General features: G+C 41.3%; 13 protein-coding genes. 10 read left to right on the top strand and 3 right to left on the bottom strand.

Annotated elements, in window-relative coordinates; genetic code table 11:
• Window positions 1-32: 32 nt before the first annotated feature.
• Complete coding sequence (locus tag MHI58_RS11695) at window positions 33-314, bottom strand: hypothetical protein (protein WP_008342247.1); 282 nt, start codon at window positions 312-314, stop codon at window positions 33-35.
• A 120-nt stretch (window positions 315-434) separates the two neighbouring features.
• Between MHI58_RS11695 and MHI58_RS11690 the strand changes: the two genes are divergently transcribed.
• The 4 genes from MHI58_RS11690 (at window position 435) to MHI58_RS11675 (ending at window position 5,159) form a co-directional block, all read left to right on the top strand.
• Window positions 435-1,691, top strand: coding sequence for a DNA polymerase IV (locus MHI58_RS11690; protein ID WP_007501120.1), 1,257 nt, complete (start codon window positions 435-437; stop codon window positions 1,689-1,691).
• Between the two features lie 98 nt (window positions 1,692-1,789).
• The gene (gene gndA / locus MHI58_RS11685) at window positions 1,790-3,199 is read left to right on the top strand and encodes an NADP-dependent phosphogluconate dehydrogenase (protein WP_025207592.1); all 1,410 of its coding nucleotides are present in this window, start codon (window positions 1,790-1,792) and stop codon (window positions 3,197-3,199) included.
• A gap of 315 nt (window positions 3,200-3,514) precedes the next feature.
• Entirely contained in the window at window positions 3,515-4,360 is an 846-nt protein-coding gene (locus tag MHI58_RS11680) for a GRP family sugar transporter (protein ID WP_024718904.1), read from the top strand.
• A gap of 13 nt (window positions 4,361-4,373) precedes the next feature.
• Window positions 4,374-5,159, top strand: a complete 786-nt coding sequence (locus tag MHI58_RS11675; RefSeq protein ID WP_008342255.1) for an SDR family oxidoreductase — start codon at window positions 4,374-4,376, stop codon at window positions 5,157-5,159.
• A gap of 125 nt (window positions 5,160-5,284) precedes the next feature.
• Here MHI58_RS11675 and MHI58_RS11670 read toward each other — a convergent pair whose 3' ends face one another.
• On the bottom strand, window positions 5,285-6,274 hold the full coding sequence (locus MHI58_RS11670; RefSeq protein WP_041506985.1) for a hypothetical protein: 990 nt from the start codon (window positions 6,272-6,274) through the stop codon (window positions 5,285-5,287).
• Window positions 6,275-6,711: 437 nt separating this feature from the next.
• On the opposite strand from MHI58_RS11670, the gene MHI58_RS11665 reads away from it, so the two are divergent.
• The 5 genes from MHI58_RS11665 (at window position 6,712) to MHI58_RS11645 (ending at window position 11,019) form a co-directional block, all read left to right on the top strand.
• Entirely contained in the window at window positions 6,712-7,023 is a 312-nt protein-coding gene (locus tag MHI58_RS11665) for a PTS sugar transporter subunit IIB (RefSeq protein WP_017367558.1), read from the top strand.
• A gap of 3 nt (window positions 7,024-7,026) precedes the next feature.
• On the top strand, window positions 7,027-7,359 hold the full coding sequence (locus MHI58_RS11660) for a PTS lactose/cellobiose transporter subunit IIA (RefSeq protein ID WP_017357943.1): 333 nt from the start codon (window positions 7,027-7,029) through the stop codon (window positions 7,357-7,359).
• Window positions 7,360-7,384: 25 nt separating this feature from the next.
• On the top strand, window positions 7,385-8,731 hold the full coding sequence (celB, locus tag MHI58_RS11655) for a PTS cellobiose transporter subunit IIC (RefSeq protein ID WP_007501108.1): 1,347 nt from the start codon (window positions 7,385-7,387) through the stop codon (window positions 8,729-8,731).
• Window positions 8,715-10,121 carry a glycoside hydrolase family 1 protein gene (locus MHI58_RS11650; RefSeq protein WP_056408645.1) on the top strand — a complete coding sequence of 469 codons (1,407 nt, stop codon included), beginning with the start codon at window positions 8,715-8,717 and terminating at the stop codon, window positions 10,119-10,121. Before celB ends, MHI58_RS11650 begins: the two co-directional genes overlap by 17 nt.
• Before the next feature lie 175 nt (window positions 10,122-10,296).
• A complete protein-coding gene (locus tag MHI58_RS11645) occupies window positions 10,297-11,019 on the top strand; it encodes a GntR family transcriptional regulator (protein ID WP_008342268.1) in 723 nt (240 codons plus the stop codon).
• Window positions 11,020-11,069: 50 nt separating this feature from the next.
• Here MHI58_RS11645 and zwf read toward each other — a convergent pair whose 3' ends face one another.
• On the bottom strand, window positions 11,070-12,545 hold the full coding sequence (gene zwf, locus MHI58_RS11640; RefSeq protein WP_008342269.1) for a glucose-6-phosphate dehydrogenase: 1,476 nt from the start codon (window positions 12,543-12,545) through the stop codon (window positions 11,070-11,072).
• 222 nt (window positions 12,546-12,767) lie between these two features.
• Between zwf and rnz the strand changes: the two genes are divergently transcribed.
• A complete protein-coding gene (gene rnz, locus MHI58_RS11635) occupies window positions 12,768-13,697 on the top strand; it encodes a ribonuclease Z (RefSeq protein ID WP_047945440.1) in 930 nt (309 codons plus the stop codon).
• Window positions 13,698-13,814: the final 117 nt, after the last annotated feature.

Genomic DNA, 13,814 nt, shown 5'->3' with positions numbered 1-13,814 from the left:
GTTTCAATTCGTTTCCTCCTCAATAATAAAATCTAATAAGAGAGAGGAAGCGAATGGTCTTCATCATCATTTGATGATCTTTTCATTCGAATGACTTTACTAATCCAAGTTGTAATGCGATCATATATGATAAACAGAAAGTCTGTTCGATTCAAACAAGATGCATCCAACTCTTCTAAACGATGTCCTCCGAGGTGCTCGTTCATTCGGCAGTCTTTTAATAAGAAGGCAATACCGATGGCGGTCAGCGCTGGAAGAATAATCGTAAAGAATTCAACAAGGAAAAAGACTTCATTGAATGTATCAATAATCATGATTATCACATCCATTTCATTACTCACAGTGTACTATACACCATATGAAATGTCTAATGGAACAAACAGGTGAAATCACGGTGAAGTGAAGGAAAGTAGATCACCTAAGGAGGCAAGCGAATGGCTGATTCTCAAAAGAAGGGGCGAATCATTTTTCATATTGATATGAATAGTTTTTATGCATCGGTAGAAATGGCGTATGATCCTTCTTTGAGAGGGAAACCTTTAGCCATTAGCGGAAATGCAAAAGAGCGCAAAGGGATTGTTGTGACCTGCAGCTACGAGGCAAGAGCACTCGGGGTGAAGCCGCCGATGCCACTCTGGGAAGCGAAGCGGCTATGTCCGGGACTGATTGTGCGTACACCCAACTTCGACCGGTACCGCAGCTCCTCACAAGAAATGTTTACCATACTAAGAGAATATAGTGACTTAGTTGAACCCGTTTCAATTGATGAAGGCTATATTGATTTAACCGATACACCTTATGCTGAGCATGCCGTGAAAACCGCTCATGATATTCAAACGAGGCTCGTAGAAGAGCTCATGCTTCCATCGAGTATTGGCATTGCACCGAATAAATTTCTAGCGAAGATGGCGTCTAATTGGAAAAAGCCAATGGGCATTACCATTTTGCGTAAACGAGATGTCCCGACAATGCTCTGGCCGCTCCCTGCAGGTGACATGCATGGGGTTGGACAGAAAACGGCAGATAAGCTGAAAACCATCGGAATTCATACAATTGAAGATTTAGCGAAAGCGAATGAATATGCGCTAAAAGAGTTATTAGGCATCAATGGACCGAGGTTAAAGCAAAAGGCAAACGGAGAGCATGACGGCATTGTCGACCCAGAAAGGATATACGAATTTAAATCTGTCGGCAATTCTTCCACTCTTCCTCACGATTCTGATGATACAGATGAACTCGTCTCATTAATAGAGAAACTGTCGCAATCGGTGAGTGCCAGATTACGAAGAAAAGAAGTGATGGCAAACCGGCTGCTCATTATGATTCGGTATGCAAGCTGGAAAAATATCACACGGAGCGTCACACTCACGAATCCTACTGATCGAAAGGAAGATCTATTTGAGGCGGCAAAGCAGCTATTCCTAAAGCATTGGAATGACCAGCCAGTAAGACTTTTAGGCGTGACGGGGACCGATCTTGTGGAACGAAAATCAGCCGTCAAGCAGCTTGATTTATTCTCTTATACAGAAGATGCAAAAGACGAACCGCTCCAATCTCTTTTAGACGGACTGAAAGAAAAATACGGTAAACCACTCATCCAAAGAGGAGTGACCATTAAGGAAAAAGAGAGCAAAACAAGTGGTACAAGTTTTAATAAAGACTTTTTTCAGGACGAAAGAGGAAATGACTAGCCTGAAAACTTGATAAAAGAGGTGATGTTGTGGTAATTTCAAAGGGTACATCATTTCAGCAGTAATCAATATAGTGTGTTAGAAGGGACGTCAGAATTATGTCAAAACAACAAATCGGTGTCGTTGGACTAGCCGTTATGGGAAAAAACCTTGCCCTAAATATTGAAAGCCGCGGTTTCTCCGTGTCCGTTTATAACAGATCTAGCAGCAAAACAGAAGAGTTTCTTCAAGAATCACAAGGGAAAAACGTTGTAGGCACATACAGCATTGAAGAATTTGTTCAATCGCTTGAAACGCCGCGTAAAATTCTTTTAATGGTAAAAGCAGGCGCAGCAACAGATGCAACCATTCAATCATTACTTCCTCACCTAGAGAAAGGTGACATTTTAATTGATGGTGGAAATACATATTACAAGGATACACAAAGACGTAACCAAGAGCTTGCGGAAAGTGGTATTCACTTCATTGGTACAGGTGTTTCTGGCGGTGAAGAAGGCGCACTTAAAGGTCCTTCTATCATGCCTGGCGGTCAAAAAGAAGCGCACGAGCTAGTGAAACCAATTTTAGAAGCCATCTCTGCGAAAGTAGATGGTGAGCCTTGTACAACGTATATCGGTCCAGATGGAGCAGGACATTATGTCAAAATGGTTCATAACGGTATCGAGTACGGAGACATGCAATTGATCTCTGAATCATACTTTATCTTGAAGCATGTCGCTGGTTTATCAGCAGGGGAGCTTCATGAAGTATTCTCAGAGTGGAATAAAGGCGAACTTGACAGCTACTTAATCGAAATCACAGCTGACATTTTCACAAAAGTGGACGAAGAAACGAACCAGCCGCTAGTAGATGTCATCTTAGATAAAGCTGGCCAAAAAGGAACTGGAAAATGGACAAGCCAAAGCTCACTTGATTTAGGTGTCCCGCTTCCAATCATTACGGAGTCTGTTTTCGCTCGTTTTATTTCTGCGATGAAAGATGAGCGTGTGGAAGCAAGTCAATTAATTCAAGGGCCTGAGCCAACTCAATCAGCTGAAGATAAACAAGCATTAATCGAAGCTGTTAGAAAAGCTCTCTTCATGAGTAAAATCTGCTCATATGCACAAGGTTTTGCGCAAATGAAAGCAGCGTCTGATGAGTATAACTGGGATTTGAAATACGGTGAAATTGCGATGATCTTCCGTGGTGGATGTATCATTCGTGCAGCCTTCCTGCAGCAAATCAAAGAAGCATATGACCGTAACCCTGAATTGAAAAACCTATTGCTTGATCCTTACTTCAAGGATATCGTAGAAAGCTATCAATCATCACTTCGTAAAGTGATTTCACTTGCAGTAGAACAAGGTGTTCCTGTTCCTTCATTCTCAAGTGCACTAGCTTACTTTGATAGCTATCGTACAGCTGTCCTTCCAGCTAACTTAATTCAAGCACAGCGTGACTACTTCGGCGCACATACGTATGAGCGCACAGATAAAGAAGGCGTCTTCCATACTGAATGGATGAAATAAGTATAAAACCTCAAAAGACCTTACCTTGGTAAGGTCTTAGATTGTTGACAAAGGGCTAAAATGAACTTGATTTTAGCCCTTTGTCTTCTTTTTAGCGTGATAGAAAACCTTTGCGGGCTAGGAAGGCCGAGTACTGGAGCGAAGCGACTTTGACATTCGTGAGCACCAGCACGCAGGACTGACACCGAATGCGAGGGTTTGTCTACACGCTGTGACCTTACCTTTGGTAAGGTCTTTTTTGTGTTTACATCTATTCGGCTAAAAATCCGAAAAAGAGGGATGCTAAGTAAAAAAGAACAGAAAGTAGGGATAGAAGTGGGCATTTTATATGCACTTCTCCCAGCGATATTTTGGGGAAGTATTGTTCTCATCAGTGTCAAACTTGGCGGGAATGCCTATCAGCAAACACTCGGCATTACCCTCGGCGCTTTTTTGTTTTCAATCGGCGCCTATTTGATCAAAATGCCGGAACTGACACCGCTTATTTTTGCGGTTTCCGTTATCTCTGGGATCTTTTGGAGTATTGGGCAAATGAATCAGCTTTCAAGTGTCGCCTTTCTAGGGGTGTCAAAGGCTGTTCCTTTATCAACGGGTATGCAGCTTGTGAGCACGACATTATTTGGTGTCATTGTCTTCAAAGAATGGCAAACCATGACGGTCATACTTATTGGTTCTTGTGCCATTTTATTTATTATTGCTGGCGTTGTCATGACATCCCTCGGTCAAAAAAAGAGTGGCGGAAACGAAGGCGGCAATTTTAAAAAGGGAATTATCATTTTGCTCATCTCAACCGTAGGCTACGTCGGATATGTCGTCATTTTAAGATGGTTTCATATAGATGGCTGGTCTGCGCTCGTTCCACAATCTGTCGGCATGCTGCTTTCATCGTTAGCGATTAGTCTAAAGCAAGACCCGTTTAGCAAATATACGTTCAGAAATATCATTGCTGGTCTTGTGTGGTCGACAGGAAATCTAGGGCTTCTTTTGGCGATTCCACTCATTGGCGTAGCAGTAAGTTTTTCCATGTCTCAAACAGGAATTGTCATCTCGACTTTAGGCGGTATTTATTTATTAAAAGAGAAAGCATCTAAAACAAGCTTTGTCATTGCAGGCTGCTTGATGATTATCGCAGGCGGTGTGTTGCTAGGTTTTACAAAATAGGAGGTTTAAGCGAATGTATCCAGATTTGGAAGGAAAAACAGTTCTCATCACAGGAGCAGGTACAGGGATAGGTCAGGCGATGGCGCGCCGGTTTGGACAAGAAAAAGCCAATGTAGTGATCAATTATTTCTCAGATAAAGAAAACCCGGACGACACGATTGCTGAGATTCAAAAAAGTGGCGGACAGGCTGTCAAAATTCAAGGGGATGTATCAAAAGAAGAGGATATGAAGGCGATGATTGATCAAGCTGTCGATACATATGGCAGTCTTGATGTCATGATCAATAATGCAGGAATTGAAAATGAAGTTCCTTCAACTGAAATGACGCTAGATAACTGGAACAAAGTGATGTCCACCAATTTAACAGGCATGTTTTTAGGCTGCCGTGATGCACTGAAGTATATGACGGAACACGGGATAGAAGGATCGATTATTAACATGTCGTCGGTCCATCAGCAAATTCCGTGGCCTCATTTTGTCCATTATGCAGCAAGTAAAGGAGGCGCCAAGCTTTTGACGGAAACGCTGGCACTAGAATATGCCCCTAAAAAAATTCGCGTAAACAGCATTGCACCAGGCGCAATTGATACCCCGATCAATGCCGAAAAATTTGATGATCCAGCATTGAAAAAGGGCGTCATTGAGCTGATACCGATTGGTTATATCGGAAAACCGGAAGAAGTGGCAGCATGTGCTGTCTGGCTTGCATCAAAAGAGGCGAGCTATGTGACAGGGTTGACGTTATATGTAGACGGCGGTATGACCAAGTACCCTGGATTCCAAGCAGGAAAAGGATAATCGTGATGATCACGGGCTGGGCCCAGAGGATAACACAACACCAAATTATGATCTAGTATGTGCATGTGAAGACTAGTGAAAAGCGTGTGTATAAACATTCACACGCTTTTATCCGTTTATACGACTTATTCAAATATGGCTTCTTTGTTCTTCACGATGATGCCTACTTTCGTTTTGACACGAGGAACACCATCTTTTTGAAGATAATCATATAAAATAGGTTCTATTTCATTTATATCTGTACGAAGTATTTTAGGAGATAACTCCCCGATAAATGGATCGTTTTTAACTGCTAGACAGTTCGCCATTGTATCGAGTGCAATTAAACTGAAAGGTCTTCCTTTGTTTAGCCATGATTTCATTCTGAGCCATGTTGGAAAGCATGCTGATGCCAACCTGCCCCAACTGTCGTTAAAAGAGGAGCAATGAGACTCCATCCAATCAAGTATGTGATGTGAACGGAAACGATATAGGCTGGAGAGAGCCGTCATTGGCAATTCCTTTTCACTTACACATTTCAATTGATCAAAAATACGTCTCATTCCTTCCTCGGCTGGTAAACTACTGGCTGCTGCCCAAGAAAGCGGATGAAAAAATTTATCGGCATCATTCTCCCAAAGCTCTCTTACCCAATCCGAAGCTGCAGTACCTAAAACATCAGCTGCGATCTCCAGCATTCTTGATTTAACTTCATGATTTTCCGTTCCATAAAATCTAGATTTTACAGACATCAAAATTTTTTGTGTATCGTGTTTTTTCAGGGCTTTGATGACATCGTATTGAAGAAACCATCTTGTGATTGAGAAATCTAATAAAGACTCCAAATCGTGTTGAACCGCTTGTAATGTGGGTATTTTCTCTTCTGCTGTGACCAATACATCTTCTTCTGGCTGACAAGCCTCTCCGTCTTCTTCATAAAAATCATCGTGCAATAAAAATTTCTTTGGAGAGTGGATGATCGCTAAGTGATACCATTCAATTGGCCGTAAAGAATAGGTTAAGAGCCGCCTGTGACAATCATTGCATAAACGATAAGGCTGAGCTGGTTCATCAGAAGTTTTTACAACATCAATCTCGTTTCTTTTACAGGCTTCACACAAATGAGTGACTGCCATGATATCCACTCCTTTTGATTGCAAAGATATGAATAGACTCGAAAAGTAGCAGCAAAAGACGTTTACCTATCCATCAAATTGAGTGGGAATAGAATCTGTTTCCATCTCTGGGCAGTTACTTCTCATGATTTATGGGATGAAAAATTGGATTTTTGAATGAGCTAAGTCATTAGCACTTATTTTAACAAAGTTCTCAAAGACTGTCTTCTGAAGAAGAAGCTACTTTATGGTTCATTCGGAGAGTATTTTTTAAAAGAAAAGGGGTCTCGTTCATATCTGGATGAGATCTCTTTTGTTCTGAAAGCTTGATGTGAGTATTAATGCGGTCATTTATAAAATAAAATACATACATATAAAATTAAATGTCTAGACATTTAAAAATAAAAATATATAATATTAACTGGAAGCGCTTTTATTACAACAATGGGGTGAGAGAAATGAAACGTATTTTATTAGCATGCAGTTCAGGTATGTCTACGAGTTTACTAGTCACAAAGATGAAGGCACATGCTGAGTCTATAGGGGAGGAAGCAGAGATTTGGGCAGTCGGACAAGACCAAGCGAAAAAAGAAATGGCACATGCCGATGTTGTATTAATTGGACCGCAAATGAGCTTTTTAAAAGGTGATCTTCAAAAAGAAGCTCAAAAATATGGGATTGAAGTAGAGGTCATCGATATGCAGGCGTATGGGCTAGCAGATGGACAAAAAGCGTATGAACAAGCGGTTTCATTGATGGGGGAATCTTAAAGGATGGAAAAGAAAACGCTCGAAGGACTCACGGAAGAACAAATCAGTTTTCAATTGATCTTACACAGCGGAAATGCACGAAGCAAATTGCTTCAATCTCTTAAACAATTTAGAGAAGGTCATGAAACAGTAGCATCTGACCTTCTCAAAGAAGCGGAAGATGACTTGCGGAATGCACATGATATCCATTTTCAGATGGTACAGCAAGAGGCAAGCGGAGAAACGATTTCATTCTCCTTGCTGCTCATGCATGCCGAAGATCATTTCATGTCAACCATGACAATAAAAGAGCTTGTGGGAGAGCTTTTACCGATATTGCAATCATTGAAACAATAAAGGGTGTAAACAAGGGGGGAAACCAATGTTTGATAAAATAAGTGCGATTTTGGTTCCGATTGCTGGGAGATTGAACAACAATCGCTATCTAGGGGTATTAAGGGATGCCTTTATGCTTGCGTTCCCATTAACAATTTTTGGTTCCATCATGGTCGTATTAATGAATTTGCCATTTTTAGATAAGATCATGAGTCAAACAGCACTGGAAGGTGTTCAGTCTGCACTGAATATTGCACCTAGTGCGACCATCAGCATTATGAGTGTGTTTGTTGTATTTGGGATTGGCTACTATTTATCGAAAAGCTATGATGTGGAAGCTGTCTTTGGCGGTGTGATCGCTTTAGCCTCTTTTCTGCTCCTTACGCCATTTTTACTAGAACAAGAGGGCGGTGCATCCATTGCAGGCGTCATCCCAGTCGATCGTTTAGGCGCAAAGGGAATGTTCCTTGGAATGATCACAGGCTTTTTGTCGGCTGAAATTTATCGCTATTTTGTCCAAAAGAAATTTGTCATCAATATGCCGCAAGGGGTTCCGCCAGCTGTTTCTAAGTCTTTTGCTGCACTTATCCCGGCTACTTTGACACTCACAACCTTTTTACTGATCAATATCATCATTACACAAGGGTTCAAAACCAACATGCATGACTTGATTTACAATGCGATTCAGGCGCCGCTTGTCGGACTTGGAAGCGGTATCATTCCGACCTTGATCGCTATTTTCTTTATACAAATTCTTTGGTTCTTTGGGCTCCACGGCCAAATTATTATCAACTCTGTCATGGACCCGATTTGGAATACATTGTCCATTCAAAATCTAGAAAGCTACACAAAAACAGGTGAGGTTCCGAACATCATCAGCAAGCAGTTTATCGAAATCTATACAGTGGGTATGGGTGGAACCGGTATGACGCTGGCTGTTGTGTTTACGATTTTAATTTTTCTTAAAAGTAAGCAATTGAAACAAGTAGCAAAGCTCGGCTTAGGACCAGGATTATTTAACGTCAATGAACCCATTATCTTCGGTTTACCGATTGTGATGAACCCGCTTATTCTCATTCCATGGATTTTGGCGCCAATGGTGATTACTTGTATTTCTTATTTTGCGATGGCCGCAGGTATTGTGCCGCCTCCGACAGGCGTGAATATTCCATGGACAGTACCGATCTTTATTAGCGGAGTCATGGCAACAAATTCATTAGCGGGCGGTCTGCTTCAGCTGTTTAATTTAATGATTGTGTTTGTTATTTGGTTCCCGTTCCTAAAATTTATTGATCGTATGAATGTGAAAAATGAAAAAATAGTCACGACAGAAAAAACGAAACAAACAAACATCAAAGGTGAAGGAGACTCAATACATGTCGATGGAAACTAACAGTCAATCATATACATTTCCAGAAGGTTTCTGGTGGGGATCTTCTGCCTCTGCTACGCAAACAGAAGGCAGTTATCCAGGAGATGGAAAGGGACCGAACATTTGGGATCACTGGTTTGAAAAAGAGCCGAATCGTTTTTTTCAGGGCGTCGGTCCAGGTGTGACCTCGCAATTTTATCGTAAATACAAAGAGGATATCCGCCTCATGAAGGAGATTGGGCACAACTCGTTTCGTCTATCTATATCATGGTCACGCCTTTTACCTGAGGGAAAAGGGGCTGTTAATGAAGAAGCTGTGGCTTTTTACAATGATGTGATCAATGAACTGATAGCGAGTGACATTGAACCGTTTGTGAACTTGTATCATTTTGATATGCCAATGGCGCTTCAGGAGAGGGGAGGATGGGTAAACAGGCAGGTCGTAGACGATTATGTCAGCTATGCGACATTGTGTTTTCAGCTATTTGGCGACCGGGTGAAAAAATGGTTTACCCATAACGAGCCGATTGTTCCTGTAGAGGGTGGATATATGTATAGCTTCCATTATCCAAACGAAGTTGATTTCCAAAAGGCAGTGCAAGTTGGATTTCATGAGATTTTATCAAATGCTAAGGCCATTGCGGCTTATAAAGAGATGAAGCAGGATGGGAAAATAGGCATTATCCTCAACCTTACTCCTTCGTATCCGCGAAGCCAGAATCCACGGGATGTCGAAGCAGCTGAGATGGCTGACGCCTTCTTTAACCGGTCCTTCCTAGATCCAGCTGTGAAAGGACATTTCCCTGAAAAGCTAGTGGACGTGTTAAAGAAAGAAGGATTGATGCCGGCTATGGAGGAAGGAGACCTTGAACTCATTCAAGAGAACACGATCGACCTTCTCGGCATCAACTATTATCAGCCAAGAAGAGTGAAAGCAAAGGAACATATGCCTCACCCTGATGCACCATTTATGCCAGATCATTATTTCGATTCTTTTGAAATGCCGGGCAGAAAAATGAATGTGTACCGCGGCTGGGAAATCTATGAAAAGGGTATTTACGATATATTGAAAAAAGTCCAGACAGACTATGGGAATATTGAATGCTTTATTTCTGAAAATGGAATGGGTGTCGAAGGAGAAGAGCGGTTTCAGGATGAAGAAGGAATGATTCATGACGATTACCGCATTGATTTTATTTCTGAGCATCTTAAATGGGTGCATCAAGCCATTCAAGAAGGAAGTCATGTAAAAGGCTATCACCTGTGGACGTTTATGGATAATTGGTCATGGTCGAATGCCTATAAAAATCGCTATGGATTTGTCTCAGTGAACCTTGAGGAAGACGGGAAACGTACCATCAAAAAAAGTGGCTACTGGTTTCAATCGGTTTCAGAGAATAATGGTTTCTAATCAAGATACTTGCTCTTTCCTTGAAAAGGGCAAGTATTTTTCTTATGTAAAGATGAAAGGATTGAAATGAAAGTGGCTCGAACCTTTTAAGCGCACTAGGCTTAGTGTAGAATGAGAGGAAGGCTAGAAAGCGCTATAATAGGATATGAAAAAACAAGTCAGTTGGTGGTGTGAGATGACAAAGTACGAACTCATTTCAGAAGAAATTAGAAAAAGAATAGGAACAGCATATTATCCAGAAGATCAACCCATTCCAGATGAAAACTCGCTTGCCGCTGAATTTAAATGCAGCAGAATGACGATGAAGCGTGCGCTTGATCTTTTAGTGGCGGAAGGTCTGCTCTTTAGAAAAAGAGGTCATGGCACATTTATTGTGAAGGCAGCGCTAAATCAAGGTGCGATCAACGTATCAGGTCATGAAAATAAAGGGTTCACGAAAGTGATGGCAGATAAAAACGTGACGAGCCAAATCATTCGCTTTGATGTGCATTTTCCAAGTGAAGAGGTGGCAGCTCATTTATCCATTGACTCAAGCACACCTGTCTATGACATTATTCGGCTCCGTTTGGTAGAAGAAGAGCCATATGTATTAGAAAAAACCTTTATGCCTGTCAATGTCATTAAAGGAATAGATGAAGAGGTTTTATTGGGTTCCATCTATAGCTACATTACAAACACACTGCAATTAAAAGTAGCAGGAGCGCACAAAAAAATTAGAGCGGCTAAATCAGATCAGCTTGATCAGCAATATTTAGGCTGTGACCCTACGGATCCGGTGCTAGAAGTGGAGCAGGTGGCTTATTTAAACACAGGCCGTCCGTTTGAATATTCCTTTAGCCATCATCGCTATGATAAATTTGATTTTTCAACGGTTGAAATTACGAAAACACGACTTTAAAAAAAGAGCAGAACCCCCTCAATCGGGAGACTGCTCTTTTTTTGTTGATTTTATATATTCCACCAGTGATATCCATCTTTTTCAAGAAGCTGATCTGCTTCTTTTGGTCCCATAGAACCAGCAGGATAATTTGGTTTTAACGTTTTGGTTTCAGCCCATTTTTCTGAAATTGGATCAACAAAGTTCCAAGACAGTGCTACTTCATCCCAGTGGGCAAAGTTTGTTGCGTCACCTAGCAAACAGTCATGAATTAGCTTTTCATACGCTTCTGGTGTATTCATGATGTCGTTGTAATTTGTTTGATAGTCAAGCTTAATTGGTTTAGCATACGTTCCGCCATCAAGCTTGCGAGCATTCAGGTGAAGGGTGATGCCTTCGTCTGGCTGAATGTGAATCACCAGTAAGTTTGGATGCATGGAATTCCCGTTTCCGTAGTACAGGTTCATCGGAATGTCTTTAAATTGCACCACGATTTGAGTGGATTTCTTTTCTAGACGTTTTCCTGTACGAATGTAAAATGGTACCCCGGCCCATCTAAAGTTATCGATGAGAAGTTTTCCTGCAACGAATGTTTCTGTGTTGGAGTTTGGGTCCACATTTTGCTCTTCAAGATAGGAAGGAACCATATTGCCATCAATCGTTCCTGCATCATACTGTCCGCGGACAAAGAATTGATCCACTTCATCTTTCGAGAATGGACGAAGCGCACGCAATGCTTTCCGTTTTTCGCTACGGATTTCCTCTGTATTGAGCTTAATCGGTGGCTCCATGGCTAGTAGTGCAACCATTTGAAGCATATGGTTTTGTACCATATCTCTCAGTGCACCAGAACTCTCGTAATATCTCGCACGGTCTTCGACACCTAATGATTCACTCGATGTGATTTGAATGTTTGAAATATAGCGGTTTGTCCAAAGCGGTTCAAAGATCGCATTCGCAAAACGAATCACCTCAATGTTTTGCACCATCTGTTTACCGAGGTAGTGGTCAATACGATAAATTTGATCCTCTGTAAATGCATCTCGGATCTCTTCATTTAATGTTTTGGCACTAGGGAGGTCATGACCAAACGGTTTTTCAATGACAAGTCGAGACCATCCAGTCGTTTCTGATACGCCTTCACTTTTTAAAAACTTCGCAATGGTTCCGAAGAATTCCGGTGCCATCGCTAAATAGAACATCCGGTTATTTGGGATACTGTATGTATCTTCAAGACCAGAAAGAAGTGTGTTCAGTGCTTGATAGGAAGCAGGGCTTGAGACATCAAAGTCATGGTAATAGAAATGAGAAATAAATTCCTCTGCTTTTGCTTCTGCATCATCAGAAGAGACCGATTCTTTTACCACAGCTCTTAGGTCTTCATGAGACCAAGGACGACGTCCAACACCTACAACAGCGAATTGATCTCCAAGCTTTCCGCTATGATAAAGTCTATGTATAGAAGGGTAGAGCTTGCGTTTTGCAAGGTCTCCTGTTGCGCCAAAGATGACAATGACTGCTTTTGGATAGTTAGTTTCTGTATTCACGAAAAGTACCTCACTTTATTCGTAGCATTGTTGTAAAAACCGAGAATGTATGTACATTTTCTTTATTTTAAAGGTTCATTGTTCGTAAAGCAAACATTTGATTCGACTTTTTCTGCCCGAGTTTGACTTTTTTCAAAAATTCCGCTGAATTCACATTTATCCTGTCTTCATGTATTCTATATGAATGAAGAGATTGTATACCGGCTGTAGGAGGAAATCGTAATGGAACTGCTCTTTTTAGGAACAGGTGCAGGCATTCCTGCAAAAACAAGAAACGTCACTTGCACTGCGCTGAAGCTTTTAGAAGAGAGAAAAGCCGTGTGGCTTTTTGATTGCGGAGAAGCGACGCAGCATCAAATATTACATACAACGATTAAACCAAGAAAAATTGAGAAGATCTTTATCACGCATATGCACGGTGATCATGTATATGGTCTCCCGGGTCTGCTTGGCAGCAGGTCCTTTCAAGGCGGAGAGGATGAATTGACGATATATGGTCCAAGCGGCATTAAAGCTTTTGTAAACGCGGCACTTTCAGCGACACAAACGCATTTGACTTATCCGCTGCATATCATAGAAATAGAGGAAGGGATCGTTTTTGAAGATGAGACCTTTCAAGTAGAAGCAAGACGAGTGTCTCATGGGATCCCAGCTTTCGGTTATCGGGTCGTGGAAAAAGATGTACCTGGTGCACTAAAAGCCGAAGACCTAAAAAAAATCGGTGTAAAACCTGGACCTTTGTATCAGAAGTTGAAAAATGGGGAAACCGTTACACTCGAAGATGGAAGAATGATTGATGGAACCGATTATTTGGAACCCCCTAAAAAAGGGAGAATCGTTGCATTTTCAGGAGATACCCGTTTGTGCGAGAATATAACAAGGCTTGCCAAGAATGCGGATGTGTTAGTCCATGAAGCAACATTTGGGAAAGAAGATGCAGAACTAGCCTATAATTATTATCACAGTACGACAGAACAGGCAGCAAAAACAGCGCAGGAAGCAGGCGCAAAAAGACTGATTTTGACCCATATTAGTGCACGGTACCAAGGGGAAGAGTCACTGAAACAATTACTCAAAGAAGCCCGCGATATATTCCCGCTGACTGAAGCTGCACATGATTTCTTTTCTTTTCCTATTGACCGTACCCTGTAAAAATTGGATGAATCGTCAAAAAAAGTTGTGTGATTTTTTTGATATTTATGATGACGCTCTTTTTCAGGTAGTGGTAAAATGGTGAAGAAAAAACAAATGACGAATTACACTATGAAG

Source organism: Bacillus sp. FSL K6-2869 (assembly GCF_040869405.1).
In the GTDB taxonomy this organism is placed as follows: Bacteria; Bacillota; Bacilli; order Bacillales; family Bacillaceae; genus Bacillus; species Bacillus altitudinis.
The sequence above is the reverse complement of the archived record's forward strand: the minus strand, read 5'-3'. Positions and strand labels throughout refer to the sequence as shown.

What these genes read in the sequence shown, in the direction of transcription:
- MHI58_RS11695 (WP_008342247.1), bottom strand. Translation starts at nt 314, where the DNA reads ATGATTATTGATACATTCAATGAAGTCTTTTTCCTTGTTGAATTCTTT.
- MHI58_RS11690 (WP_007501120.1), top strand. Translation starts at nt 435, where the DNA reads ATGGCTGATTCTCAAAAGAAGGGGCGAATCATTTTTCATATTGATATG.
- gndA (WP_025207592.1), top strand. Translation starts at nt 1,790, where the DNA reads ATGTCAAAACAACAAATCGGTGTCGTTGGACTAGCCGTTATGGGAAAA.
- MHI58_RS11675 (WP_008342255.1), top strand. Translation starts at nt 4,374, where the DNA reads ATGTATCCAGATTTGGAAGGAAAAACAGTTCTCATCACAGGAGCAGGT.
- MHI58_RS11670 (WP_041506985.1), bottom strand. Translation starts at nt 6,274, where the DNA reads ATGGCAGTCACTCATTTGTGTGAAGCCTGTAAAAGAAACGAGATTGAT.
- MHI58_RS11665 (WP_017367558.1), top strand. Translation starts at nt 6,712, where the DNA reads ATGAAACGTATTTTATTAGCATGCAGTTCAGGTATGTCTACGAGTTTA.
- MHI58_RS11660 (WP_017357943.1), top strand. Translation starts at nt 7,027, where the DNA reads ATGGAAAAGAAAACGCTCGAAGGACTCACGGAAGAACAAATCAGTTTT.
- celB (WP_007501108.1), top strand. Translation starts at nt 7,385, where the DNA reads ATGTTTGATAAAATAAGTGCGATTTTGGTTCCGATTGCTGGGAGATTG.
- MHI58_RS11650 (WP_056408645.1), top strand. Translation starts at nt 8,715, where the DNA reads ATGTCGATGGAAACTAACAGTCAATCATATACATTTCCAGAAGGTTTC.
- MHI58_RS11645 (WP_008342268.1), top strand. Translation starts at nt 10,297, where the DNA reads ATGACAAAGTACGAACTCATTTCAGAAGAAATTAGAAAAAGAATAGGA.
- rnz (WP_047945440.1), top strand. Translation starts at nt 12,768, where the DNA reads ATGGAACTGCTCTTTTTAGGAACAGGTGCAGGCATTCCTGCAAAAACA.